This is a genomic window from Paenibacillus sp. Paensp111 (genome assembly GCF_059492195.1).
This window is the reverse complement of the sequence record NZ_CP168527.1, coordinates 659,741-685,898: the sequence shown is the minus strand read 5'-3', so window position 1 is coordinate 685,898 and position 26,158 is coordinate 659,741. Positions and strand designations below refer to the sequence as shown.

Below are 26,158 nucleotides of genomic sequence, written 5' to 3'. Positions count from 1 at the left end.
TAAATCTCCCTTTCTATTGTCAACTAACAATACTAATTTAGGTTAACAATAAATCCGCGTCAAGTCCTTTTTCTCAAATTCAGGCCAAGACTGTCTATAGAACCCACATCAGCGCTGCCATTATCACACTGACTCCCATCGTGATTATTCCCTTCTTCTTAAGCGGCACTTCTCTGTAAAATGTCCTGTCCCGGTAAGCTCCGAAGCCTTTCGACTCCATGGCGCCCGCCGTCTGCTGGACCCTCCTGATCGCCGCCGTGAACATCGCTGCCAGATGACTTTTTATCCGCTGCATCTGTCCTCTTAATCCCCTGGCCGGACGCCCTCCCCTTATATCACGAGCTGCTGCCGCAACCCTTCCTTCTGCTTCCAACAGGGGAATGAACGTAAGCGCAATAGACACGCCAAATGCCAACCGATAAGGTATTCTCAGCTTCTGAACCACAATGGTCACGAATTCCCCCGGATCAGTGGAAGCAATATAGATCATCGACGAGAGGAACAGACAGATGATTCGCAAGGCCGCTGCTGCTCCCTCATACAGCCCCCCCGTGGTAAGCTCTAGCGGTCCAAGTGATCCGAGAACCCGGCCGCCCGGAGCCGCCAACGCCGTGAGCAGGAACAGCGGCAGGCTGAATCCGCCAATAAAACTGAGACGCTTCCGCAATGTTCTGAACTCCATTCCAGCTCCGAAGCACGCTGCCGCTGCCAAGAAGACCAGCATGATCCCCAGCAGCAGCGGATTATTCCAGTGCATCGCAAGCGCCGCCAGGCTGATCAGTGCGACCAGCTTGCTTAGCGGATCGAACTTGTACAGCACGAATCGGTTCCTTGATTCTGTAGTGTTCATATTCAATATGACCTCCTTCTTTGCACAAATTCTCGCCTCAAAAGGGCATACAAATGCAGATCAATATATCCCTCGCCCTGCTCGTTCTGCTGGTATTCCCGCAGCAATCCCTCTTCCTGAAAGCCAAGCTTGTTCAGCATGGTTCTGGAGGCCGTATTCTCTGGCAGGACAAGCGCTTCAATCCGGTTAAGCCCCATTACGGAATAGCCGAACTCCAGCATCGTTACCAGTGCTTCGGGCATATAGCCCCTGCCCCAGTATGCCGCTCCCAGATCATAGCCAATCTCCCCTCTGCACGCGCCGGCCAGCTGCCACACATTGTACCCGCAGCTGCCGATCAGAGTCCCTGTTTCTTTCAGCTCAACACCCCATCTTAGGGTATCTTCACTCTCGGACAAGCCATTAAGTAAGTTAATCATATCCCGTGTATCCTGTACAGATTCCAGCCTGGACATATTCATATATCTGACTACCTCGTCATCTCCCCAATACTTGAAGAGCTGCGCCGCATCGCGATCTTCCAGCTTTCTGAGCCGCAGGCGGCTGCTTTCAAGCTCGGGAATAACTCCCCCGCATCTGTACATCCCATCCATCCTCCCTGTGAACCGGCATTCCTGACCCTTTTACATTAGAAAACCATACTTTATCCCGCTGAGTCAAAGCCCGCCGCAATTCCGCGAACAATTCCTGGGGGCGCGATTTTCTTGGTATCATTTAGGTGATAATATATTCATCAAGAATAAAGTTTGGAGGAGTCGCGGGATGGTCTACACCATTTTGATTATTGTACTGTTGTTAATCCTGCTTGCCGTTAGCGGCGTGACCCATTTTGGCTTTCGTCAGATTACACAAATGCGGCTGCAGACATCCGAAGGGCTCTTTAACTTTATGGAAGAGACAGGCGTATTTACTCGTGAGAAGTTTGAGGCTCTGGTCAAAAGAGAAGTTAGCGTGACTTCACGCGATGGTCTTCTTCTGAACGGCCATGTGCTGGAGTCCCATCCGGACTCCAAACGCTGGGCGATCATCGTACATGGATATACGGCCGCCCTGGAGGTTTCGGCTCAATTTGCAGGTATGTTCGAAGACAGGAACTTTAATATCCTGCTTGTGGATCAGCGCCGTCACGGCAGAAGCCAGGGAAGCTATACCACCTATGGATATCAGGAAAAATATGATGTGGAGGTATGGGTGAAGTGGGTGCTTGACCATTATGGGGAGGATGCAGTTATTGGACTTCACGGCCAGTCACTGGGCGGTGGTACGGTGCTGGAATACTTAAGCATAGCCCATCCGAGTGTCAAATTCGTGGTTGCCGACTGCCCTTATTCCGATCTAACGGAATTAATCCGTTATCAAATGACGGTCCTGAACAAGATGCCTGCCTTCCCGTTCATGTCCTTAATCGATAACCAACTTGAGCGCAAGGCCGGATTCCGTCTGAATCAGGTCAGTCCCATTCGTGCAGTCCGGGAGAGTCTCTTACCGGTTCTGTTCATCCACGGTTCGGCGGATACTTATGTCCCTACCCGGATGAGCAAGGATATGTATGAAGCCAAGTCTGGAATGAAGGAGCTGCTGATTGTTGAAGGAGCGGTTCATGCCAATGCCTATGGTGTGGACCCCGCAGGATATACGCGAAAAGTGCACAGCTTCATCGACGAGGCTCTTGCAGCCTCCTTACCGGCTGCTGCGGAGCAGGCCGTACGGCCCGTAGCTCCCCCAGATTCAGCCTCACCGTTACATCACTAGAACACCGTAACGTCTTAAAGCCGCCTTATGCTTGTTACATTCAAGCTTAAGGCGGCTTATATTCTCATATACAGGCATGTAGCCATTATTTACTCCACTGCATAACCGCTGACCATTTGATGCTGCGCCATAACGATATATTTATCCAGCCGCTGGCTGAGTTCGAGAACATGGGGGTTCGTGAAGTCCCGTTCTCCGGCCATAGCTGCGAGCTCATATCTAAGATTCTCTATAATTGTGAGAAGTTCCTCATTCACTCTGCTGCCTTTTTTTGGTCGTTCATGCGGTTGATAAGCTTTGGATGCCATATTCTCACCTTCTCTCTTATCATTACTAAACTATCATACCTCATGATGCCAAAAAAACATATTTTTCAAAAAACAAAAAAATATAGCACTCTTTGTCGGGGTTACCTGGCCGTGCTCCCAACGTCTTCGTCCCCATCTTCTATAAAGTAAAAAAGCACTCTCCCGAGTGCTCTTTGGACATAAATACCTAGCCGCCAACACCATGGTTGAGCAAAGGCTGAACGATGCCTGGAGAAGCTGGTGCAGCAATACCACTAAAGATTCCTACAGCCAAGATTAGAGACAAAATAACCTTCTTCATTCTGCTCACCTCCCCCGTTTCAGACTTTACACGTTCACTTATGCCGGAATAGATCTGTAAGCATCCCACAGGCATATACTATTTTGGATAATATTCCCTGTTAAATCCTATAATACTAGGTACATTCTATCCTTGTAAAGAACTTTTAAATGATAGAACTGACATAAAAAAAAGCACTCCTGATAGAGTGCGAATACATCAAAAATTAGAATCTTACACAATCTGGACACGGCGATCGCTGAAGGGATAGCTTCTGTCTTTGTTCCTAGCTTCCTCCATCATGAACTGGTATTCGCTCTTATGCTGTTCAGATGCATAACTGCGATATGCCTCGAACAAAGTCACACATTGAATAACATTTCGATCATGGTTCTGGATGAAAGCCAGCTTTAAGGCAAATAAGATGTTCGCCGTTCCCTCTGTATATTGATTCTTCCTGAAATGGTAGATTGCGAGCTGGTAGCGGTAGGAGAAATGCCTGTCCATCTCAATAGAATTATAATGATCAATCTTCTGAATGACCTGGGAACACTGCTCAATAATAGGATCAGCATAGAAGCCGTATTTATTGGCAGATTCAATAATGGTCAGAAGACCCGGAAGCATCTCCTGCGGATGTTCCTGCAAGAAATGGAAGTATTCCGGCAGAATATCAATATTCCCAGTAAGCATCTCCAGTGTATAGGCATTCGCCTGAGCCCAGACCTTGAATTTGTTAACTTCCACCCAGCCTAACTCATTCAAATTCTCGAACCAGCCTAGATCGGCATAGCCACTGACGTATTTCTTCGCTTGATCATACTGCTCCTGCTTCTGAAGGGCGACCGTCTTAAGCAGATAGCCCTGCCCGTAATAGACAACCAGATGCCGCTCCGTCTCAAGCACTTCACCTGGCTTCTCCCGCACTTTCCGTCTTAATTGATCACGATACACCGCTTGGGCCAATGCTCTTAGCTCATCGGAGTACTTCTCCACTTCCCTCCACTTATGCAGCGTGAAGCAGACATTGGCCAGCTTCAGGAGGGCATCAAGCTGGTGATTCTCCGGGAGCCTCTTGCGGAAATGCTCGAACCGGATCACGGCCTTCCAGTTCTCTTCCGCATCATGACCCTGCTTGCCCATAAATAAGCGGTACTGGCTGATCGCCAGCCGTTCGGAGTAGCTGTCCTGCTCCATCTCAGCAACAGCTTCATGGAATAAAGCTGCCTCACTCAGCCTGCCGTTCATATACAGCTTCTCGCCGATATCGAACAGAAGGCCAATGGGCTTGGGGATCTCAAGCATTCTTAAGATTGCAGCCTTAAGGCAGTCCTGCTTATTAAGCTCTGCACAGCGAAGCAGATAAGGCTCCAGCCTTCTTCGTGACACCTTGGTTCCCGAAAAACACTCATCCAGATATAAGGGGTAGAACCACCCTTCCGGGTATCCCAGCGTCTCTGTAATAATATCCAATTGTCTAATGGCTATAGGCTTGGGGGGAGATCCATGCAGGATTGCACTAAGACTGCCCCTATTCATTCCGGAAAGGTGCCCAAATGTGGTGAGTGTATAACCTGAGCTCGAAAGACGATCCTCTATTTCCGAGCGAATTGAGTTCATAGACTCCATTCAGCACCTCCTAATCTATATTCATATAATAGCAAAATTACATATATTTAACAATTGGTTAATTAAAAGCAGAAAAAAAGCCACCCTATTAGTTATTCACCGGATAAAATGGAAAATCCTTCTGAAATAAGTAATTGGGCCGCCTTTTTTTGAATATGTTAACACTCATTTAGAAGTGGGAGATCCCGTCTGCTCCGTCTCTGGCTGAAGTACTTCGCTGCACAATTCTTGAAGCACAACCTTGATCTCTTTGAGCTCCTCAATTCCCGCACCGGTAATTGAATATTGATCGTCATGGGGAGTCAGGAAGTTCTCCTCGGTCAGCCTCTCAAGCTCTTGCTTTACTTCGCGTTCTGCAACTTTGTAGCCATGCTTCTCAAGCAGCAGCAGCATGTCCCCCATATTAATATCTTCCATTCCAGCATTGTGGAGCATGTGAATACGGATAAACAAATTTTGCACATCTGCGCGCATACTTAACTCTCCTTCCGGTGTGAGATATTCAGATTGTACTTACCCCCAAAGGCTTCGCAGGAAACACACAACCCCCCTGACGCCTTGCCAGGCCTCAGTTCTCTGGGATTGACCTGTTGACATTCAGCGCGAAAAGGTCTCTAATTAAAACGTTGATTCACCAAAGGAGGAACGATTATGTTTCAAGCAGATCAATATAATGGCACACGCCATGAACAATATGAGACGGTACTTAGTCAGCTGGGTGGACTCATTCATGGAGAACCCAGCCTGATTGCCAATCTGGCAAATGCCTCAGCTCTTCTTGGCCAATTTCTTAAGGATGTGAACTGGGTTGGCTTCTACCTCTTCGACGGTACCGAGCTGGTGCTTGGCCCGTTCCAGGGGCTTCCGGCCTGTATCCGCATTCCGCTTGGCCGGGGAGTATGCGGAACCTCTGCGGCGGAGCGAAGAACGCTCGTTGTCGAGGATGTACACGCCTTCCCGGGCCATATTGCCTGTGATGCGGCTTCCAATAGCGAGATTGTTATTCCTGTCATTAAGAATGACCAGCTTATTGGCGTGCTGGATATTGACAGTCCGCTTAAAGGAAGATTCGATGAACTGGACAAGGAATATCTTGAGAAGTTCGTCCAGGTTCTTACCGAAGAACTGGCAGCTGTCTGAATCTGCTCTTACACCAAGGGACATCAGCCTTATCCAATATGGATGGGCTGATGTCCTTTTTGCAGCTGGTTATGCTCGTCATACGAGTTATGCTGTTCATGCTGATTGGCTGTCCAGCGCCTATTGTTCACATCTCTTGGCTGGGAGCAGCTGCAATTAGCTCGCTCTGTACCTTTTACCTTTCCTTATCCGTACGATGAATAATCGTCATTCCTTCCACATGGCGTTTACTCATCACTTTCTTCTTCTTACGGTTCTCTTTCGTCTCAAACACAATATCGAAATCGTAATCCTCGGGATACAGCTCTTCCTTGGAGATATACGGCTTTAGACGCTTATGATTGATTCGCATCTTCTGCTTCTGAACCATAACGCCTACGATCCCGTACCGGTCCTGGGCTTCGCAGACAATGCCCACCTTATCAAGAGACGTGACCTTAACCGCATCCCCAACTTCAAAAGCTTTCCGGGCCGCAGCCGGCTGCTGTACCGGATTCGTCTGATCTTCACGCTCATCCACTGAATCAGAGGGTGCAGCTTGATCACTGTGCTCTTCTTCCAGCCGTTCAATTCCGGCTTCTGTACGATCGTCTGCGGCTTCTGTCCGCCCAGTTCCTGTCTCCGATGTGCCCCATGCTGGCTGGTCCTTAGAGCCATCCTCCTCATCACCCTCTAAATCCCGGATCTCCGATTCGTGCAGCCCATGATTGTAATCCGGCTGTCTCTCCTCATCTGAACGCGCAGGCTGCTTATGAAGCAGCGCTCGTGATCGGCCAAGCACCGTACCGGGGATGCCCAACTTCTCGGCAATCTCTATCGCATAGCTCTTACCTGCCTGACCAATGGTCAGCCGGTACAGGGGCTGCAGGGATACCGGATCAAATTCCATCCGGGCATTCTCGAAGCCCGGTGTTCTCGCTGCCAATACCTTAAGCTCATTGAAATGCGTGGTCACAAGCACTGAAGCTCCTTTGCCGCTCAGCTCTTCCAAAATGGCTGTAGAGAGTGCAATGCCCTCTCCGGGGTCCGTCCCCGCAGCCAGTTCATCAATAAGCAGCAGCGTCTGCGAATCCGCTGCAGCTAGCATGTTCACCAGGCTTTGAATTTGGGCAGAGAAGGTACTCAGGGACTGTTCAATACTTTGTCCGTCCCCGATCACGGCCATCACTCTGGAATATACGCCAAACTTACTGCCGGGCAGGACCGGAACCAGCAGACCGGACTGCACCATCAGCGTCAATAAGCCCAGGGTCTTGAGCACAACGGTCTTCCCCCCGGTATTCGGCCCTGTAATGATCAGCGTCTTAAAGCTTCTTCCTATCTCAATATCGAGTGGAACCATGCTCTGAAGCAGCTTGGGGTGCTTGGCGCCGAGCAGCCGGGTCTGCCCCTCCTCATTAAGCTCGACCGCCTGCCCTCCGGTCGTCACCGCATACCTGGCTTTTGCGAATATAAAATCATAGGTTCCAGTGATCCTGATATTCGTATGAATCTCTTCTGCTCCCTGCTCCACCATATCCGACAGCATGCTGAGTACCTTGGCCTCTTCCCTGCTCTCATCGCCCTGCAGTAGTTCGAGCTCAGATTGAAGCCCTGATATCTCATAAGGCTCCACGAATACAGTCTGGCCGCTCGTTGAATAGTCCAGCACACTGCCTTTAACCTGGCGGTAATACTCCTTCTTCAGCGGAATGACATAGCGTCCGTTCCTGACACTGACCAGACTCTCCTGCAGGATCGACTGATATCTGGACATGATGCCTTGAATCTTCTTCTGAATCCGGTCCTTCACCGAATTCATCCGCTGTCTGGCCTTCGCCAGCTCCCGGCTGGCCTCATCGGTTACCCGCCCGTGGCGGATACACCTGAGAATCTCGCTCTGCACCTCCGGGAGCTCGCGCAGCGAAGCGGCATAAGAGCTGATCTCCGGAGCCAGCTCCCGCTTGCTGGCCATGTACTTCCGCAGCTGAGTACAGCTGTGCAGGAAAGTATATACCGCCGTGAGATCCTCTTCCCGGAACAGGTATCCTGTTCCAAGCAGGGACATGACCTGCTCAATTCCATCCAGGGAGGGGAGCGGGATGCTGGACCCTTTTTCAAGTATCAGCCTTGCCTCCAGCGTCTCCTGCATGGACCTTCTGATCACATGAATCTGATTCGTAGGCTGAAGATTGCTGACCATCTCCCTGCCTGCGTAAGAGACGGCATACGTCATGATATCCTGTTTGATCTGGTCGTACTCCAGTGTGCTTTGTGTATACTGCTGTTCCATTGGTGAAACCTCCTGAATTTATGATGGAAAAACAAAAAGAGGGCAAAGAATGCTAACGTCATTCTTTGCCCTCTAACATGGATTGAACTGTAGATATACCTGCCGCTCATACTGCGTTCTGTAGGAAAGCAGCCGGGCATCAGGCATCTTCAGTCCATCTCATATATAACTGTCTCATATCCCGCCGTAACACAAAAAAACCGTGCTGAAAAACAGCACGGTGTGGTGTACATTGGAAATAAAACAGCAGGTAAGGCGCCGTTTGATGTACCGCGTGTTCTTAACTAAATCTCAGACCGCAGAAGGGCAGAATCGAACAAGGCATCCACTTATTAGCAGCAGCGCCAGTCGTCACCTTCGTAACAGCCTTATGAAATTTACTAGTTAAGAACGGTCACCAACATTAAGATTTCCCCTTACCAATTGAAATGTATGAATTGAACACGGGGAGTACCTGCGGTTCAATTCCTACTAAATTTTAACAAAGGACATGCTTCTTCGTCAACTGCAGTTCAAGAACACTTCAGCTTCAGCTTCAGCTGAAGCTGAGTCCCTCCTCATTCGCAGCACACTTGCAGGCTCTGAAGCTGTCACTGCGCTCGCGCTCCATTTCTGCTTCCTTATTCCGTAGGTATTTGCGTCCCCTCCAGCGGAGCAGCGCCACAATTCCCCGGAAATACTCATCTATAATCATACATGCATAAATGGCAACAACGCCCCATCCGAGTGATACGCCGAACAAATAAGAACATCCGGTGGCAATGATCCACATGGAGATCAGCGAGTTATACATGACGAACCTCGTATCTCCAAGTGCACTTAATGCATCGCCAATCGCCATATTCAGCATTTTGCCTGGCTGGAGCAGCAGGTTCATCCAGAGCAGCGATACTCCAATTGCCAGAATTTCCGGATCGGAAGTGAACAATCCCAGCAGGCTCTTACCGCATAGCAACAGAATGAATGCATTCATCGTAACCAGGGGCAGACCGAACTTCAGTGCGCGGTAGGCGGACTTGTAAGCTTCCTTCGTCTTTCCGCCTCCGAACAGGTGGGCGATCTGAATCTGTGCAGCGAGTGCGATGGAATAACCTAGCAGGAAGCAGAACGATTCGAGTGTATTCATATAGGTTCTCGCCGCGAGCACCTCCGTACCCAGCATGGCCAGAAATGAGAATATCGCAAGCTGCGAGAACACCCAGCAGCCCATATTTACGCCAAGCGGCCATCCGATCTGCATGATCTCCTTGAACAGCTTGCGGTCAAAGATGCGCATATCCGACCAGACGATGTTACGCTGAAATGTGCCGACGAAGATGAACAGAAGCACGAGTGTGGCAATAAGCCGGCTGACTAGTGTGGAGAGCGCTACCCCGGCGAGCCCCCACTGCGGGAATCCGATGGCACCGAAAATAAAACCATAATTCATAACAATATGAATGATGTTCATACCAACCGCCGTATACATCGGTCCCTGCGTATTCCCGGTATTCCGGATCGCTGTGCTGAGCGTAGACATGATAGCGGTCAGAATCATGCCGCCTCCCACAACAGAGATATACGTCCTCGCAAGAGGCAGCAGTTCGCCCGGCATCTGAAGCATTTGCGCGATAGGTCCTGGAACGGCAATCAGGAGCACGCTTAACAAGGCTCCGATCAGAGCGGTGACTTTGAGCGAGATAATGGCTACGGTTCTCGCCTCTTCTTCCTTGTGCGAGCCAAGCTTCTGGGCAATCAGAATGCCAGCCCCGCCTGCAACCGTGGCAAAGAGCGTGGTGAGCGCATTGAAGAGCTGATTGGAGAAGCCCACGACCGCAACCGCATCATCTGAAATGCGGCTGACCATCAAGGTATCCACCGCCCCCAGCAGAAATTGCAGGAACAATTCAATAAAAATAGGCCAAGACAGCGCCCATAGAGTAAACTTATCTTTTTCCAAGCTGCTCACGGTTATAACACCTTCCCAAGTAACATTGTATTTGTAAACAAATTATAGATGGTATACTGGGATGGAAGTATCAGTATTTGAACTCAAACTTTTAAAATTCCAACCTGAATTCATATCTTGAGGTGAGGCCTGTGCCGCTATTACAATTCACGATCCCTCCACTGCCTTATTACATCGTTAGCGGATTAGCCGAGGTCCCCTGCGGGAGCAAGCATCCTGCGAGAAGAAATATTGGCGTGTTCGATCTGCTCGTAGTCATGAAAGGCGCTCTATATATTGGCGAGGAAGACCGGCACTTTGAGGTTAGAGAAGGACAGTCGCTCATTCTCCGCCCAGACGCCTACCACTACCCTACCCTTGCCTGTACGGAGGAGACCCGCTACTACTGGCTGCATTTCAATACCGAGGGAGATTGGCTTCCAGCCGATGAACAGGAGTCCGCGTATCACCGGGAAGCTCCCATAGAGGCTCCTACATTTCTGCCGGCCTATTCGATTACTCCCTTTATGATCCGGGTTCCAAAGTATACTCCCCTGCTGCAGCCCGAGAAGTTCTACACCCTTCTTCGGGAGCTCACGCTGATGAACCAGAACATTCACCTGCCGGGTGCGAGGCTGCGTCAGCAGGCCCTGTTCCAGGAGGTAATCCAGCAGCTGTCCGATACGCTGACGACTGATGCCCCTTCTCCGCAGACCGCTTGTGCAGAGCGTGCTGCCGCCTATCTCAGGGCTCATTATCAGAGAGACGTGACAGCCAAAGCGCTCGGAGAACATGTGAACTTTCACCCTGTGTATATCGCCCGCTGTATGCAAAAGGTATTCGGCTGCTCGCCCGCGGCTTACTTACTGAGATACCGGATCTCACGGGCCAAGCTGCTGCTGCTGCAGACTGACCTGTCCATCACCCGGATCTCCGAGGAAGTAGGATTTAACCATCCTGCCTATTTCACCTCTTCTTTTGCCAAGCAGGAAGGACTGTCACCGCGAAAATTCAGACAGCGTTTCTCTTGATAACGCTTTCCGAATACTTATAATTTCCAAACCTTTACATTCAATGGTAGTGGATATAGATTTAGATGCCGCTTGATATGCAGATCGGGCCTGTACGGGTAATAAGATATATCCCTCTTGGGAAGGCTCTTACCTTGGAAACTTTGCGCAGACTCTATACGTAATACTGATTGAATCTATTAATGGTAAGGTGGTGAACCTGGATGAAGCACTGCCTATTTCGAAAAATGGCTCTTGCACTCCTGCCGATGCTATGTGTAGGCGCGCTTTATCTTGCGCCTACGGCGAATGCCGGATATTTTAACGACCTGTTCAATGGAGTCCAGGAAATATCGGAGCTCCCCAGCGAAGTCAACCAATTGAAAGAGGAATATAAAAGTACAGTGAGCAAGCTGGATGAGGCTAAAGGAACGCTGGAGTCCTACCGACAGCAGAACGAAGCCCTCATTCAGCAGAACAAAAAGCTGACCGAGACCGTGCAATCCCTCATGGACGCAGAAGCTGACCGCCAGGCCAGCTCCAAGCGGATTCGGGTCCTGTTAATTACCGGAGCCGCGCTGCTCGCCGGATATTTCATCCTGCTGCGGGTGCTCAGAGTCGTCCTGCGGCGGTAAGCGTGCTGAACCCTGCGCCGCGCTGCGGCAACATTTTAGACAAAGGAAGGAGACCCGCCATGCAGCTTATCCACGAGACTGAATCAAGCCACATCGGTGGACAGGCTGTTCGCTTCCTGCTTGAAGAGAATGAGAAGATTCACGTCCTTCACCCCCAGCAGATCATCGCCTTCAAGGGGCCGTCCGGCAACCGGAGCGACCGGCTTATGAATGTGAAAGGGATGTACAGGAAGAAGAAGCTCATTCAGGCGGATCTGAAAGGCAGCTGCGAATTTGTAGCTGCTCTTCCCGCGTCTTACAGTATGAAGCCGATTGTGCTGACTCCGGAGAGCGATCTGCTGTACGACTTCCGCCATCTTTTCTTTTATACGGAGGGAGTGACGATGCAGACTCGCATTCTGAATATGAAGAATATGCTGATCACCCGGGATGCCGTGAAGATGAAATTCTCGGGTAGCGGACAGATCGGCATTCTGACTGAAGGTCAAGTGTGCGAGGTGGCCCTGGATCCGGAAGAGCCGCTGTATGTCGATGCCGGAAGCGTGGTGGCATACCCGGAGAATGCGAGGATGGAGCTGTCTGTATACGGGAATCATCTGGCCAGTCAGCACATGAGCTACCAGTGGAAGATGACGGGCTCGGGCAAAGTCATTCTTCAAGCCGGACGGCAAAGCCACCGCCTGGAGAAGGACCTGGGCGATGACGGGATCGTCAAGCGCTTCCTTCGGGAGGTAATACCTTTCGGGGGCGTGTTTATTAAATAATGACAATGAATGAATGAATGACTTTAATAAAAAACTCAGCGGTAGCCTCGGACCGGAGATTAAAGTCCGAGACTACCGCTGTTTGATTGAACCAACGTGTCCCGAGTTTAATCTCATCGTTTAACTGCTTTAAGATATGCTTCCTCCGTTTTTACAGCAACCGCCTCTTTAACATCTTGTTCGTTTATTTTATAAAGTTCCGTGCCGAGTTGATAAGTGTTTGAAAAAGCATCTTCAAAGTAGTGCTCACCACTTTTATTGGAGTATGACTTCACTTCCCCAACCTTTTTTTCAATGCTTTGGTCATTTACTTTTTCATCAGTTACCATGTAATTTAGTCCCTGGAAAATAATAATCTTCAATGATTGGCTATCTCTTACTTCTGGTTTGTTAGTATTCGCACATGATGATAACAAGCTGATGAACAAGACAATAAGTAAACAGATAATGTTTCTATCTTTCAAATGGTTATTGCCCCCGTTCTTTGGCTCTCAATAATATTATACGAATCCTTTTTGCTATATGTTGCCTTCCTGCCTGTTAGCGCAACGAAACCGCAGGTTATTTCCAAGGCAGCTTCGAGATGAGATTTTATTCAACTATCGCATCCCGTTAGTTTAATAACTTTTTATTGAACCAACCCAGACATCTCCGACTTGAACGCTATACGTTCTATCTATATCTCCATTTGATAGATGAATTGTTTCGACTTTGTGAGCCTTCCGTTTAATAGCTTCAAGTTCATTTTGACTCATCCAACCTCGCTGGATATTATCAAGAAGGTCGCTCTCTGTGTAAACGTCACAATCAATATGGCGGTGCCAATCGAACATTTCTAACTTCTCTCTAAGGTAAGTGTACTTTCCAAAAGGGAACTCTTTCTCTTGGTATCCAACTTCAAATGTTTGGTCGTAAAAGTGAAGATAATCTTTATAAGCAGCTACCACCTGCGAGTTGATAAAGTGAGGGTCGAATATCCATAATTTAAGATAAAAGGGTTCTCCTAATTCGTTCAACTTCTGATACCAACTTTGATAAACATCCAACATTGCTTCTAGAAGAAGGCGGTTAAACCAAACAGGAGGATTTATGCGCTGGAGTGCGTAAAATGGATGAATCCAAAGTTTAGCGTAATCCCTTTGGTATTGATTCAGATGTTGTATGTCTAAATCAATAACTCGCTGCTTCCACTTTTCAATTTTTCGGACGTGTCTTTTCCAACCTCTGATTTTCTTTTTGTTGCTTTTGAGCAAATCAACATCCCCTTTGCCACTCGATCAATAAATACCAAGCAAATTATTAAGCTAAACTGCCCGTTAGGGGAACGGCAGAGGGAGCAGCTGCCGCGCATCAAACTGCTCCCTGGATCGCTGAACTATCGTTCCCCGTTAGCGGGGTTACTATTTCTTGATCACGTCCGCCGACGCCTGAGCTGGATAGGATTGGTCTATCGCACCATTAGGGATATTTACGCTCACTTGGTCACCTACCGAGACAGCATCGAAACCTTTTTTGTCCACTGAAAGCCAGATTGCATTCGGCTGAGCTTCTTCCAATATTTTGTTAAGTGGTGCTTCAATATTATCAACCCTATCACGCACTACCAGGACTCTACCGTTTTCTTTCGCAACAACAAAACCTTCTTTATGATTCCAACGCTCGTCTGATTCACTATTATTGTCGGATGAACATCCTGTTGCCAGAACCATAACGAATACGAGTAAAACAAACACTTTTTTCAAAATGGTCACCCTCCAAGTTAAGTATTTACATATGAACGAGTTGAGAGAAGAATTGGTTGCAAACGAGAAGTGATGTAAAATCATGCAAAACTGCGAGTTAGCTTAGCCGACTTCCAGCAATGCAAAACAAGCGATGGATCGGTTCCAACGCTCTGCTATTGTATCCCGTTAGTTGAATGATTTATCGTTCTTTGTATCCCACTTTATGTTTTTTTTCCAATCGTACCATCCCTGCTTCACTGTGGTTATCAACCATTCGCCGCCTAATGTACAAGTTTCTTCATGGGTAAAATAAATAATCCAATCCATTTCTTTTGAAAACCAGAAGCCTTCGTTATAACATTCAGAAAAGTAAGGGTCACTCTTCCAGAAAAGCTGTTCTACGTCATGATTTAAAGCAAATTTATAGCAAAGTTCTTTACCTGCCCAATATTCATAAATGTCTGTAACACCATGTGTAATAAGACAATCTTTCAAGAAGTTCATCTTTAAATCAGTATTTATATAAGGGAAGTCAAACGCAATTACATCATTTCTATTCGTTTCAGCCAAAGGGTACCAATAGTAACCAGTAATGTCCCATACAGAATTTAGTTTCGCTTTAATATTTAATGATTCTTCACGATTCAGTTGCTTCTTTTCCATAAAGAGCGCCCCTGTTCTGAACTAACTTCCATTATAATTGAATAGAACTATTAGATAGTTATCCAATCTTCTTCATTAACGTTATGGCTTAGTTTAGCACTCAACATTGCTTCTTCCAGCGTATTAAAGTCAAAATCTCCAATGACTTGCCAATCCAAGTCACAAGAAAATAGATAATATTCATGACTTCCTTCATACTGACAAATTGCCATTGCGGTAATGGGAAGCTTGTCAATTATTTCTTTATTATCATTTTGTATTCCTACACCCCCATATTGGTTTGCAATAGAATTTGATGTGTGTTGAATTACCTTTGCACCATCTAGCTCAGTAGGGATGCTCATTATCAGTCCCTTCCCCTCCTAAAAATGAATTGTTATTTAACTAAATATTACCACACATTGGAAGTAAACTGCCCGTTAGCTTAATCCTATAGCACAATCCGTAACTTTAATTACACGGGCTAATACTTACCCATCGGCCACCGATAAAGCTACTCATAACTGAACATCTACACAAACAAGAGCCGGAGATCTTCTCTCCGGCTCTTACTATTTGCCAATTCATTATCGGCTGCGCTTCTTCGCTGCATTGATGCTGTCCGCATCAAGGCCTTTCCAAATATTCGGGATCTCCACGCCCTCGGGGTGCTCGAACACCAGGAACGCGGAAGGCAGATACCGCTCCCCGTATTGGGAAGACGGCTTATTAATAATTTCATTGTCTTTTACAAGCACCGATGAAGAGCCTCCATCCAGATTCGCAGCAATCACCGCACCATGCTCCAGCATGATCTGCTGTACATCGTAGAGATTGGCCCCGATGCTGTAGCCCGGCTGGCGGCCGTCGATGACAACGAAGATGATGGCTCCGTCCTTCCGCTGTCCCATGGCAGTTCTTGGGGCAATTCCCCAACCTTCGGCAGCGTTCTTGATCAAGCCCTTCCCATTCACGATCATCCGGGGCTGGAAGGTCACCGCCTCCTGAAGTCCAAGTCTGGAAAGCTCTTTTAACGTATAATTGCCCGCAATCATCTTGCCCTGCTTGTCAATGCCCACGATCTGAGTAGAGGCACTGCCGTTCCCGTTATAGTACAGCTTGCCTTCGGCGATCACGACGCCGATGGGCTTAAATCCATTCCCTTTCCCATTCGGATCGACGAATCCCCCGCCATTGACCCCAGCTATGGCGCCAGTGCGCTTCACCATACTGGACACCTTCTCCCCGGAGCCGGCCTTGCCGGGAACACCGAGCCTGATCTTGGTGGGATCATTGACGATCATGACATAACCTTTGTAGCCGCTCCCCGATACATTCTCAATCTCTACAAGCGGTTTATTCTTCTGGTCCGCAGTACGGTCAATCACATGGTTGTCTCTCTCATCTCCCATCTGCTCAAAACGGGCATTATACTCGGCTACCCGTCTCTTCATTTCATCTTTGCCAATAATATATTGAGCCCAGCTTCTATGCTGTGTTGTTATTAACGTATCTGCTATAAGGTACCTGAGATTCTTGGCCGATGGGGCCCAGTAGAGCCAGCTCCCTGCAGCAACGAGCAGCAGCAGGACAATCAGACACACCCTGGAAAGTACGTACAAGAAGCCTCTCTTTTTCTTCCGATTTCCCCGTGTCTTCTTCTGATTGCGCACCGTTGACCGGCGGGGTAATGTTCTTGGTTCCACTACAACCTCTTCCTCCCTGTTCTTACTAATCTGCTTTAGTTTTCAATCCATCTATTTCTCCATAATAGACGAAAATCCGGGATTCAAAGTTTCATTATCTTCATCTTTTGCCTACCATTTAGTCATATTTTGTCAATAGTTCCGGAACCACAGCTTCTTGAAATCCACCCATCCTTGGGATTGAATCGTTACATTCTGCAGACTCGGATGATACATGGAGCCAATAACCTTGTAGCTCAGGAACATAATCGCATACTCCTCGCGAAGCTTGGCCTCCAAAGGCTCCATCCTCCGGATAACCTCATTCTCGCTTTCTGCTCCGGCAGAACCTAGAATTCCTGCGATTTCTTCATCAATGAATGTCCCCAGTTCCTCACCCAGATGCATCCGAAGAAAGCTGTTGTCCGATAGATAATTCTCCATCAGCGAGATGATTCCCTGGGCGGATACAGCTTCGAATATGATAAAGTCAGCCCGGTCCACATGCTCATCCCTCAGCATACCCTCCCAGCTTACCTGACACACTTCCATCCGAACCCCATACTTCCCGTACTCCTGCCTAAGCCACTCGGCATCACGGATATGCCGGGAATAGGTATACAGACGAAGCGGTTCTCCGAGGTAACCGGATTCCTGCAGCAGCTTCATTCCTTCCTCCGGATCGAAATTCCAGTCTCTGTCTACCGGAGCTTCCTTAAGCCGAAAGCTATCTGAAGGGGCCACAAGAGGGGCACCTAACTCCCTAACCATACGTCTGCGATCAATCAGGAGAGTCAGGGCTTTACGTAGAGCCGGACTCTGCAGAAGGCAGTCTTTGCGCAGATTAAAGGTCAGCAGACAAGTGCCTGAGATCATCTTCTGTTCGTTCCATTGTCCCGCGATAGGCGTCTCCTGACTCTCACCCGTATGCACAACCAGCAGCTCCTGCTCCTCCGTCTGAAGGAGATCCCCGCAATCCTCGGGGACATAGATGATCTCGACCACATCCAGAAGAGGCCTGCCTTGAAAATAACGGTCATACGCCGACAGCTGGCAGATCCCGGTTGTCCGCTTGGTTACGCGGTACGCCCCGGTTCCTACGGGAATGAGCGGCTCCTGTTCCGTATAATCCCGGTACACATCCTGAGGTACTATCGATGCGGTATTTCCTGATAAATACCACAGCAGCAGATGGTTGGGTGCCTTGAGCCCAATCTCGACTCCATACCTGGAGAGTATCCTGACTTCGTCGATCTGCTTGACCAGCCAGGCAACGGGTGCGCTTTGCAGCCGAGTCAGGCTAAATTCAACATCTGAGGCCTCAAGCTCCCTGCCATGGTGGAAGATGACCCCTTTTCGCAGATAGAAGGTCCAGACGGTCTTATCCTCATTCGTTCTCCAGAAATGCGCGATTCCAGGGATGAATCGTCCGTTCTGGCTATCATACTCTATGAGTCTATCGAAAATTTGGCTGACCAGATTGCCGTCAAAGGCATAGACCACTCTGGCAGGGTCCAGCGTATGTATGGGACGATAGACCGGCAGCTTCAAGCTCTCCCAGCACTGCTCGGGCTGAATGTCAGCCTGATATCCGAAATATAGGGACAGCCATTCCGCGAATTGTCTTCTTACTTCCGTTCCCTTTCCATGTTCTGAGATCAGCTTCAAGGCGGCTTCGACTTCCCCGAGCCTCACACTCTCCTTGGCCCCATCAAGCAGGACCTCCTCGCCGGATTTGAGAAAAGTAAGCTCCGATGTATTCCCCCGTCCTCTGCCGGGTACGAAGCCCACCCACTTCTGATCCACCATCTTGATAATAATCAGCTTGGCATTTCTCTGGCTGCAGTACAGGGCATCCGCCACTTGTGCCAGTGAAGCCGGAAAAGGCTGATACTCCTTCATCCCGGCAAACGTGATGCGCAGCTGCAGATAATCCTCGACCAACCGCATAGGGTCCTCCTTTTTCGGGAAAAGGTGAAAATAAACTCACAACCTCTACCCTTTTTGTGAACAAAAATTGAACTTACAATGAAATCACCGAATAGAAAGATATGCCATATTGTAACCCAGTTCAAGCTGTGAGGAGAAGGAGGATTTGAAATGCACCCTTATTTTATTGAAAAGAGATTTGAGAGTGAGCAGCAGAGGCTGGACCGGATCAACCGGACGGAATGGATGATGCACAGACCGAGGAAGCCGTGGACAAAGAGAACTTTGCTGGCCTTCTTCGCCGGACGCCATTCTCGCAAGAATGGGTCCATTTGCCGGGAAGTGTCCAAGAAGCCTGAAATGGAAACCAGGCCATCCCTGTAGAGACAGCCCGCCCACCATAACAGTTGAAGTTACTTGATGCCCTGCGCCCGTCTGTATCGCATAACCTTGCGGTACATGGTTTTATCTTTTAGCTGATTAAAAATATACGGGTCCGGATTGGTATTCACTTCGATAATCCACGGGGTCAGCGACCGGTCTAAGCCGACGTCCACACCAATCTGTCTGAAATTCGGATACGTAGACTGATACGCTCTGGCAATCCGCTCACCGAACTGTCTCAGCTCCTGAAGGAGAGCGGCCTGCTTGGCACCAGTGACGTGCTGAGAGAGCAGAACTGGCACAGACATCGGCCGTCCACCGCTGTGATAGTTGGTGACAATTTTGCCCTCCTTCGCCGCTCTGCCGATCAGCCCCGTAGTCTCCCATTTCCCTGAGGGGCTCAGCTGAACCATGATGCGGATATCGAACCGGCGGTTCTTGTACTTAAGCAGGTGGATCCCCTTCTGGATCAGATAGCTGCGGCTTCCTATCGCCTTTTTCAAGCTTGCGTAAAAAGCCTCGAAGGTGCTGAAAGATCTTGTCGTCGTATCGAACTGGTATTTATATTTGTTCGAAGCTTCCAGACCCAGCTCGGCACGGATTACGCCCAGCCCATGGGTCCCCCGCTCGGGCTTGATGTAGACCATGCTGTAGCTGCTCAGCATGCTCTTCAGGTTCCCCGCATTAAATCTTCGGGTATCCGGAATGTACTTGCGGATCTTCGCATTTTTAAGCAGTACGTTGGTCTTTATCCACTTGCTTGTGAGAGTTCTTACAAATTTCTTCTTCTGGGTTGCCGTTGCCATTTCTTCACCGTCCCTGTCTATTCGAGATACATGGGTCTTAGGGCGATGCCTAAGCTTTCTATTAATCTCAAACGCACATAAGTTATTTCAGAAATATCGTATGCGTGCGCATAACAAATGGTCTGAACCAGCCGCCTAAATCCAGCAAATATATGGGATGAACACAAAAAAGCTGCCTATCCCCACCCCTTAAGGGCAGTTGAATAGACAGCTTATTTGTTATGAAGTGACCCTGCGTCTGGTATGGTAAACTGCCGCCTACCCTTCATCCGGTGTATCCGTACAGGAGATCAGTCTTCTCATTGCATCCCGGATTCCTGCTTCATTGACGAAGGAGTAACTAAGCCTGATATAGCTTCGCAGTTCCCGAAGGGGATCGTGAGCAGTCCCGGGAGAGAACGAGACGCCATGCTGCGCACAACGTTCCAGCAGCACCTCGGCCGGCACGCCTCCGTGCGGAAGCCGAACCCATAAGCTTAACCCGCCCTGCGGACTTTCCCATGTCCAGCCGGCAGCACGGAGCTCCTCTTCCATGACAGCCTTGCGAATGCCCAGCGCTATTCTTAGCTTCTCCAAATGTCCGGTTAACCGCTCGGAGGCCAGATACAGCAGAAATACCTTTTGATTCAGCAGCGGCGCCCCGTTATCCATCTGATACTTATACTGCAGCAGAAGGTGCATCCTCGGCGGCTGGGCACATAAGGCTGCCACTCGCAGACCCGGAGCTGCATATTTGCTGAAGCTTCGGATATAGATCACCCATCCTTCCGTGTCATAGGATGCCACAGGTGGAGGCGGTGCCTCGCCGAAATAGATGTCGCGAAAGGAATCGTCCTCTACAATCAGACACCGGTATCGCTCGGCGAGCTCGGCCAGCAGCTTGCGCTGCCGGACAGGCACGGTATACCCGGTCGGATTATGAAAGGTGGGATTGATATAGAACAGCTTGGGTTGATACTGTCTGAGCAGCTCCTCAAGGTGGTCCATGTCATACCCGTTCGGATGAATCTCCACGGGGACCAGCCGGGCTCCGCACCCCTCAAAGATGTTGATCGCCGCATGATAGGTAGGTCTCTCGATGAGAACGATATCGCCGCTCTGTAAGAAAGCCCTTGCCGTTAAGTCAATCGCCTGCTGGGCTCCGGTTGTGATCATGAGGTCCTCCATATTGAGATGCAGTTGATGGGTCTTGGCGAAGTAATGGCATAGTACAGATCGCAGCTCCTCATCTCCCTGCACTGAGGAATAGGTGCTGAGCACCTTCGGATATAAGTCGAACACTTTCTTGGCATACTCCGAGAAGTATCGATTCGGCAGCAGAGCCGGATCAACGAGAGCCTGTGAGAACGAATTCCGCCCGGCGGACCGTCCTACACCGTGCTCAGATCCGGATGCTAATTCGCGGGGATGTACTTCCGCCCCCGTGCGTGCTTGGCCTTCACGCTGCTTCTCCGGCAGCACGTAATAGCCTGACTTCTCCTTGACGTAGATCAGTCCTGTCTCTTTCAGCAGTTGATAAGCCCGAAGCACCGTAAGCCGGTTCACACTCAGCTCCTCAGCCAGAATTCGTACAGAAGGGAGCTTCTCATGCTCTCTCCACTCCTTATTCTCAAGCTTCCCAAGCAGTAAGTCATAGACCTGCCGGAATAACCGCTTATTCATGTCAACACCCCTTAACTCATTTCATAATACCGGCCTATCCGGGATATCTGGTCTGCTTGGATTCCATCTGTTCTATTGTATATTCACTATAATAGAGTCAAAAGGGGGATACGTGCATGGTTTATTTGGCTTTTTCTATCATGTGTATGATATTTGGGACTACCTTTCTGGCTATCAAATGGGGAATTGATGCAGGGCTTACTCCATTCTTCGGGGGAGGGTGCCGATTCTTTCTTGCCGGGCTGATTCTCTTCTGCCTCATGGTAGGGACAAGGCGGGCCCCGCTCTCTCTGCTGCTCCGCAAGGAAATGATGCTCACAGGACTTGGCCTTACCTTCGGGACCTTCGCCTCGTTATATTGGGCCGAACAATATGTATCTTCGGGCATTGCTGCGGTTCTGTCTGCCACAGGGCCGATTATGATTCTGCTGCTTCAGACGGTGCTTCTTCATAAGCGGCCAAGATTAACGGCTATATTCGGTTGTCTGATTGGGCTCGCAGGTGTTGTTCTGCTGCTGTTGCCGGGAATTACCGTCCGGGTCAGTTCCCTCTGGCTTCTGGCCTCACTCACCATCCTGATTGGTGAAATATTCTATGCAGGCGGAACACTCTATTCCAAGCAAGTTATGCCCCGCTTTAAGGGGGTCTCTCCAATCGCGCTGAATGCGGCCCAGATGATGTATGGGGGTGCTGGACTGCTGGTGTTGTCTTTCTTCACAGAAAATATCCAGCCAAGGTCCCTGCTTCAGCCTCATGCCGTCTACTCCCTGCTCTATCTGATTGTGATGGGCTCCATGGTTGCTCATACGATTTTTTACTGGCTGGTCGCCGTGACTACGCCGCTCTTTCCTTCGACCTGGCTGTACATCTCCCCCGTCATTGCGCTGCTGTTAGGCATGCTCCTGTACCATGAGCCCGTCTACTGGAACACATTCACCGGCGTGCTGACCATTATTGCCGGACTTATTCTGATCAATGCTCCGGCACTCCGCCAGCTGTTTGGACGGAGAGTCAGCTTGCATGAAGGCGGCTCATGACAAGCTGACAGGACTGACTTGAGTCAGACGCGGCCTAAGGCCTCGGACTAGTCAAGAACAGCACAGCAAAATGGCCCCAAGAGAGGTATCTCTTCCGGGGCCATTTTGGGCTGTGGATTTCCTTATGACTAAGGGCGGTCTGGATCGGCTGTGTGTCTGTAGCCTCCTTGTCCCACCAAGTTACATCGTTGATGAATGCGATTGGCCTGTGGATTGATGTCCACTTTTATCTATTCTCTTGATACAGTGCCCTACAGAAGCATCTCCATAGATCAGCTTGGCCATCACTACAAGGATAATGATATAGAGCAGGAATGGCGCAAGTCCATACCATAGCGTGGTCTCCCCTTCCACTCTGAGGAAGGCTACGGCTCCACTCCCAAAGAGATGCCCAAGGGTAAAGTTATAGATGAAATGCGCGCAGGCCGTCGGAATGATGGAGCCGCTCTTAAGATACACATACAAGAAGGCGGAGCTCACAATAAAGATTAGAATCGAGTAGATCAGATCCAGCCCATTAAATATGGACATCACGATAGAGATCAGACCCAGGGTCAGGAACATAAGCAGCGGACCCCAGTGCTTTAGCTTCACCGCAATATAGGCCCGCAGCATTTCTTCATAGAAAGCGTTGACGAACCAGCCTGCCCCGGTCACCAGAAGCATGGGGACAATCTGCACATTCTCGAAATAATGGACATTGAAGTACGCCCTCAGAATCCCTGCCTCGTCCAGACTCTTCAGATAGACAAGATGCAGGACAATCGTCATTGCGATGGCCGCAAGCGAAAAGATCAAGTGCTTACGGCCCTTCCTGAGTCCGATAGAGGCGACCGGCTTACGGTCGACTCTTCGGATATATAGGATCGTCACAGCGAGCATGATAAGTCCAATGACCAGATTAATGATCCCGAACAAGTACGGGTGCTCCGGCCCTATATACTGATCTAATCCAAGCGGATAGAGGACCAGATAATTCAGCAGCAGATTCATGAGGCACAGAATAATAATGCCTTTATAACCGCTTATTTTGTAGAACATCCTTGCATTCCTTTCTTATACGACGTCTTTGGTATCCACATTCCTTATCGTCATATAGGCAATCAGAATCCCTATGAAGCATAACGCGATAGGTATGGCGATAATACTGCTCAGTGCAAAGCCGTTGTTATTTGAAGATATCAGACTAACGATTAACATAGCGGATACAATCGTAATTGGCACTGAACGTCTGCGCATTCCAAAGTATAAAGGAATCAGACTGATTCCCGCAGCCGACACAGCCGACAACATTACGCTGGAGGCCTGACCCCTTACCATGTCCATCGTCAAAGATTCAGGAACAATGTCGTACGCCCGATCTACCAGCATGACCATACCATCCAGAAATACATTGGACAGCAGCACGGTAATTAAAGTGAACAAGAATACAATGCTCAGCTTGGCAACCATAATATGCTTACGGCTGATCGGATAGACAAACATAAGGTTAATCGTCTTATTCTTATATTCGTCTATAATGATCCTTGCAATTATAGCAGACGCATAAATGACAAAGGTCATCCGGACAAGTGAACCAATGATACCGAAGATCGTATGATATGAAGTAAATGTATCTGCTGAGTCCGCTTTATCCGCAAAATAAATCATGGTCAATAAAGCCATTATCGCCAGGTTACAGATGATTACCCCTTTCAGCAGTCCCCCAAGCTTATACTTCTTCATCTCAAGTCTCATCAGCTTAAGCAACGCCCTCACCCCCTTCAATCAAGCTAAGGAAGTGATCTTCAAGCGAAAGGCGCTTAAGGTTAAGCGATTCTATATCCACGTTCTCTTGCACCAGAGCTTTGGTCAGGTCCCGCTGGGAGACCCCGTCTGAGCCGTCCGAGTATATTCGCAGGCATTTATCGTCAATCACCTTGTAATTACGAATATTCAGCTTGTTCTCAAGCACGAATGCAGCTTTCTTATAATCATTCGTCGTCAGCTCAATATATTCCGTATTCTTCTCCCGGATCGTACTCATCGCCACTTCCTCAAGAAGCCGCCCTTCCCGGATGACGCCAATCGTATCGGCGATTTGCTCCATTTCTCCAAGAATGTGACTCGAAATAAGCAGGGTGATTCCGAACTGCTGACTGAGCATTTTGAATATATCCCGAAGCTCCTTGATCCCTACGGGGTCGAGTCCGTTGATCGGCTCATCCAGGATCAGGAATTCAGGCTTGGTGATGATCGCTCTTGCAATACCCAGGCGCTGCTTCATCCCGAGGGAGAAGTCCTTGACTGCCTTTTTTTCAATATTCTGTAGGTTCACAAGCTCCAGGGCATCCTTGATCGCTTTCTTGTCATAGAAGCCCATGTATTCACAATGCAGATCCAGATTCTCACGGGCTGTCAGCCGGTCATAGAACACCGGATACTCAATAATACTGCCCATCCGCTTGAGCACGCTGTATGATTTGTCTGTCAGCTTCTCCCCGAAAATCTCAATCTCTCCGGCTGTTGGCTTAACCAGATTGGTAATCATCTTCATGACCGTGGTCTTGCCGGCACCGTTGGGTCCGAGGAAACCGTAAATTTCCCCTCGCGCTATCTTCATACTTACATCCTGAACAACCTCTTGACCGCCGAACGTTTTGGTTAAATGACTGGTTTTTAGTATATATCCCATATCCTTATCTCCTTTGCTTCATCTGTATATCTTTATCTTAAGGAGAGGACTTCTCTTTTTTATTAACTGAATCTTACTTAAATCTTAAGTATGAATCCCTTCGGACATCTTCTACACTTTCATCCGCGCAAAAATCACCGTGAACGTAGTGCGCACATAAGGCTTGCTGCTTAAGGCAATCCGGCCATTCAGCTGCTCTACAAGCCGCTTGGTAATGGTTAGGCCAAGGCCGCTTCCCTGGTAGAATTTGTTCCTCGAGTCTTCCAGCGTGTACATTCGCTCAAATACTTTATCCTGGTGGATCTCATGGATCCCCTTCCCCCGGTCCCATACCTCGATCACCACTTCTGATTCTTCGGCGCGCAGACTAAGCCCCAGCATCTTCCCTTCGCTTCCGTAGCGAATCGCATTGGAGATCAGATTGTTCAGAATCCGGTCAAGCGCCTCTTCATTCGAGAGTAGGAAGACGGGGCTGTCCGGAATTTCAATGCTTACCTCCATCCCCTGAGAGACAATTAAGTCATAGAAGGAAAGGATGTTCCGGCGGCACACTTCTCCGGCATTTACCGGAGTGAGCGGCAGCTGCTTGTCTCCGGATTCCAGCTTGGCCAGGTCAAAGAACTTGTTGATCAGCTCCAACACCTCTGCCGCCTTGCTGTGAACTTTAAGCAGAAGCTTGTCCCTCTCTTCACTTGAGAGGCGATCATCCTGAAGAACGGTCTCCATAGATCCCAGGACTACCGTGAGGGGGGTCTTGAGATCATGAGAAATGTTGGACAGCATCTTTCGCATGGAGGACTCCAGCTCTCTCTGCCTCGCATCCACCTGATGTGTGGCCTCAATTAAGCGGTTCATGTCCACGAGCAGGCGCTGGAGCTGCCCATCGTCAGTGAACAGCAGGACCCTCTCCATGGTGCCGGCATCCTGGATCGCATGTACAATCTGGTGAATTTCATCCAGCTGCCGGGACCGGTTCCTGTTCTTCATAAGCTGCATAATAAGCAGGGCTGCCAAGATCAGGACCATGATGGTTAATAGCAGAATCACG

At 49.0% G+C, this 26,158-nt stretch carries 27 protein-coding genes; 7 read left to right on the top strand and 20 right to left on the bottom strand.

All coding sequences use genetic code 11. From position 1 onward, the window contains the following. Positions 1 to 94 precede the first annotated feature (94 nt). Positions 95 to 850, bottom strand: coding sequence for an energy-coupling factor transporter transmembrane component T family protein (locus ACEN86_RS03270; RefSeq protein WP_495632942.1), 756 nt, complete (start codon positions 848 to 850; stop codon positions 95 to 97). A gap of 2 nt (positions 851 to 852) precedes the next feature. Continuing rightward, on the bottom strand, positions 853 to 1,434 hold the full coding sequence (locus tag ACEN86_RS03265) for a GNAT family N-acetyltransferase (protein ID WP_495632941.1): 582 nt from the start codon (positions 1,432 to 1,434) through the stop codon (positions 853 to 855). A gap of 178 nt (positions 1,435 to 1,612) precedes the next feature. Here ACEN86_RS03265 and ACEN86_RS03260 point away from each other — a divergent pair, with 178 nt between their 5' ends. Then, the gene (locus tag ACEN86_RS03260) at positions 1,613 to 2,602 is read left to right on the top strand and encodes an alpha/beta hydrolase (RefSeq protein ID WP_495632940.1); all 990 of its coding nucleotides are present in this window, start codon (positions 1,613 to 1,615) and stop codon (positions 2,600 to 2,602) included. A gap of 89 nt (positions 2,603 to 2,691) precedes the next feature. Here ACEN86_RS03260 and ACEN86_RS03255 read toward each other — a convergent pair whose 3' ends face one another. The 3 genes from ACEN86_RS03255 to ACEN86_RS03245 form a co-directional block, all read right to left on the bottom strand. Further along, positions 2,692 to 2,910, bottom strand: coding sequence for an aspartyl-phosphate phosphatase Spo0E family protein (locus ACEN86_RS03255; protein ID WP_495632939.1), 219 nt, complete (start codon positions 2,908 to 2,910; stop codon positions 2,692 to 2,694). A 514-nt stretch (positions 2,911 to 3,424) separates the two neighbouring features. After that, complete coding sequence (locus tag ACEN86_RS03250; RefSeq protein WP_495632938.1) at positions 3,425 to 4,819, bottom strand: DNA-binding protein; 1,395 nt, start codon at positions 4,817 to 4,819, stop codon at positions 3,425 to 3,427. A gap of 165 nt (positions 4,820 to 4,984) precedes the next feature. Continuing rightward, positions 4,985 to 5,293, bottom strand: a complete 309-nt coding sequence (locus ACEN86_RS03245; RefSeq protein WP_495632937.1) for a hypothetical protein — start codon at positions 5,291 to 5,293, stop codon at positions 4,985 to 4,987. Between the two features lie 177 nt (positions 5,294 to 5,470). Between ACEN86_RS03245 and ACEN86_RS03240 the strand changes: the two genes are divergently transcribed. Then, complete coding sequence (locus tag ACEN86_RS03240) at positions 5,471 to 5,959, top strand: GAF domain-containing protein (protein WP_495632936.1); 489 nt, start codon at positions 5,471 to 5,473, stop codon at positions 5,957 to 5,959. Between the two features lie 175 nt (positions 5,960 to 6,134). Here the strand turns inward: ACEN86_RS03240 and ACEN86_RS03235 are convergent, their stop codons facing one another. Next, positions 6,135 to 8,231: an endonuclease MutS2 gene (locus tag ACEN86_RS03235; RefSeq protein ID WP_495632935.1), complete on the bottom strand. Its 2,097-nt coding sequence runs from the start codon at positions 8,229 to 8,231 to the stop codon at positions 6,135 to 6,137. Between the two features lie 535 nt (positions 8,232 to 8,766). Further along, positions 8,767 to 10,179: an MATE family efflux transporter gene (locus ACEN86_RS03230; protein ID WP_495632934.1), complete on the bottom strand. Its 1,413-nt coding sequence runs from the start codon at positions 10,177 to 10,179 to the stop codon at positions 8,767 to 8,769. 131 nt (positions 10,180 to 10,310) lie between these two features. Between ACEN86_RS03230 and ACEN86_RS03225 the strand changes: the two genes are divergently transcribed. The 3 genes from ACEN86_RS03225 to ACEN86_RS03215 all read left to right on the top strand — a co-directional run bounded on the left by ACEN86_RS03225 (position 10,311) and on the right by ACEN86_RS03215 (position 12,567). Beyond that, positions 10,311 to 11,189 carry a helix-turn-helix transcriptional regulator gene (locus tag ACEN86_RS03225; protein WP_495632933.1) on the top strand — a complete coding sequence of 293 codons (879 nt, stop codon included), beginning with the start codon at positions 10,311 to 10,313 and terminating at the stop codon, positions 11,187 to 11,189. Between the two features lie 203 nt (positions 11,190 to 11,392). After that, on the top strand, positions 11,393 to 11,803 hold the full coding sequence (locus tag ACEN86_RS03220; protein WP_495632932.1) for a hypothetical protein: 411 nt from the start codon (positions 11,393 to 11,395) through the stop codon (positions 11,801 to 11,803). Positions 11,804 to 11,862: 59 nt separating this feature from the next. Beyond that, positions 11,863 to 12,567: an AIM24 family protein gene (locus ACEN86_RS03215; protein ID WP_495632931.1), complete on the top strand. Its 705-nt coding sequence runs from the start codon at positions 11,863 to 11,865 to the stop codon at positions 12,565 to 12,567. Between the two features lie 113 nt (positions 12,568 to 12,680). On the opposite strand, the gene ACEN86_RS03210 is transcribed toward ACEN86_RS03215, so the two are convergent. The 7 genes from ACEN86_RS03210 to ACEN86_RS03180 form a co-directional block, all read right to left on the bottom strand. After that, complete coding sequence (locus ACEN86_RS03210; protein ID WP_495632930.1) at positions 12,681 to 13,031, bottom strand: hypothetical protein; 351 nt, start codon at positions 13,029 to 13,031, stop codon at positions 12,681 to 12,683. Between the two features lie 153 nt (positions 13,032 to 13,184). Next, positions 13,185 to 13,820: a hypothetical protein gene (locus tag ACEN86_RS03205; protein WP_495632929.1), complete on the bottom strand. Its 636-nt coding sequence runs from the start codon at positions 13,818 to 13,820 to the stop codon at positions 13,185 to 13,187. Positions 13,821 to 13,967: 147 nt separating this feature from the next. After that, on the bottom strand, positions 13,968 to 14,300 hold the full coding sequence (locus tag ACEN86_RS03200; protein WP_495634203.1) for a DUF3221 domain-containing protein: 333 nt from the start codon (positions 14,298 to 14,300) through the stop codon (positions 13,968 to 13,970). A gap of 177 nt (positions 14,301 to 14,477) precedes the next feature. Beyond that, the gene (locus tag ACEN86_RS03195; protein ID WP_495632928.1) at positions 14,478 to 14,954 is read right to left on the bottom strand and encodes a hypothetical protein; all 477 of its coding nucleotides are present in this window, start codon (positions 14,952 to 14,954) and stop codon (positions 14,478 to 14,480) included. Between the two features lie 50 nt (positions 14,955 to 15,004). Beyond that, complete coding sequence (locus ACEN86_RS03190) at positions 15,005 to 15,298, bottom strand: hypothetical protein (RefSeq protein ID WP_495632927.1); 294 nt, start codon at positions 15,296 to 15,298, stop codon at positions 15,005 to 15,007. A gap of 222 nt (positions 15,299 to 15,520) precedes the next feature. Continuing rightward, complete coding sequence (locus ACEN86_RS03185; RefSeq protein WP_495632926.1) at positions 15,521 to 16,639, bottom strand: phosphodiester glycosidase family protein; 1,119 nt, start codon at positions 16,637 to 16,639, stop codon at positions 15,521 to 15,523. Between the two features lie 132 nt (positions 16,640 to 16,771). Continuing rightward, the gene (locus ACEN86_RS03180; RefSeq protein WP_495632925.1) at positions 16,772 to 18,568 is read right to left on the bottom strand and encodes an ABC transporter substrate-binding protein; all 1,797 of its coding nucleotides are present in this window, start codon (positions 18,566 to 18,568) and stop codon (positions 16,772 to 16,774) included. A gap of 150 nt (positions 18,569 to 18,718) precedes the next feature. Between ACEN86_RS03180 and ACEN86_RS03175 the strand changes: the two genes are divergently transcribed. After that, on the top strand, positions 18,719 to 18,931 hold the full coding sequence (locus tag ACEN86_RS03175; protein ID WP_495632924.1) for a hypothetical protein: 213 nt from the start codon (positions 18,719 to 18,721) through the stop codon (positions 18,929 to 18,931). Positions 18,932 to 18,960: 29 nt separating this feature from the next. Here the strand turns inward: ACEN86_RS03175 and ACEN86_RS03170 are convergent, their stop codons facing one another. Both ACEN86_RS03170 and ACEN86_RS03165 read right to left on the bottom strand, forming a co-directional pair. Next, positions 18,961 to 19,737, bottom strand: a complete 777-nt coding sequence (locus tag ACEN86_RS03170; RefSeq protein WP_495632923.1) for a YheC/YheD family protein — start codon at positions 19,735 to 19,737, stop codon at positions 18,961 to 18,963. A 258-nt stretch (positions 19,738 to 19,995) separates the two neighbouring features. Continuing rightward, a complete protein-coding gene (locus ACEN86_RS03165; RefSeq protein ID WP_495632922.1) occupies positions 19,996 to 21,399 on the bottom strand; it encodes an aminotransferase-like domain-containing protein in 1,404 nt (467 codons plus the stop codon). A 116-nt stretch (positions 21,400 to 21,515) separates the two neighbouring features. Between ACEN86_RS03165 and ACEN86_RS03160 the strand changes: the two genes are divergently transcribed. Further along, a complete protein-coding gene (locus ACEN86_RS03160) occupies positions 21,516 to 22,436 on the top strand; it encodes a DMT family transporter (RefSeq protein ID WP_495632921.1) in 921 nt (306 codons plus the stop codon). 180 nt (positions 22,437 to 22,616) lie between these two features. On the opposite strand, the gene ACEN86_RS03155 is transcribed toward ACEN86_RS03160, so the two are convergent. From ACEN86_RS03155 to ACEN86_RS03140, 4 genes are all read right to left on the bottom strand, one after another. Continuing rightward, entirely contained in the window at positions 22,617 to 23,477 is an 861-nt protein-coding gene (locus ACEN86_RS03155; protein ID WP_495632920.1) for a CPBP family glutamic-type intramembrane protease, read from the bottom strand. A 15-nt stretch (positions 23,478 to 23,492) separates the two neighbouring features. Continuing rightward, positions 23,493 to 24,185: an ABC transporter permease gene (locus ACEN86_RS03150; RefSeq protein WP_495632919.1), complete on the bottom strand. Its 693-nt coding sequence runs from the start codon at positions 24,183 to 24,185 to the stop codon at positions 23,493 to 23,495. Then, a complete protein-coding gene (locus tag ACEN86_RS03145; protein WP_495632918.1) occupies positions 24,178 to 25,110 on the bottom strand; it encodes an ABC transporter ATP-binding protein in 933 nt (310 codons plus the stop codon). The genes ACEN86_RS03150 and ACEN86_RS03145 overlap by 8 nt, the downstream gene beginning before the upstream one ends. Positions 25,111 to 25,221: 111 nt before the next feature. Next, positions 25,222 to 26,157, bottom strand: coding sequence for a sensor histidine kinase (locus ACEN86_RS03140; protein ID WP_495632917.1), 936 nt, complete (start codon positions 26,155 to 26,157; stop codon positions 25,222 to 25,224). Between the last annotated feature and the right edge of the window lies 1 nt (position 26,158).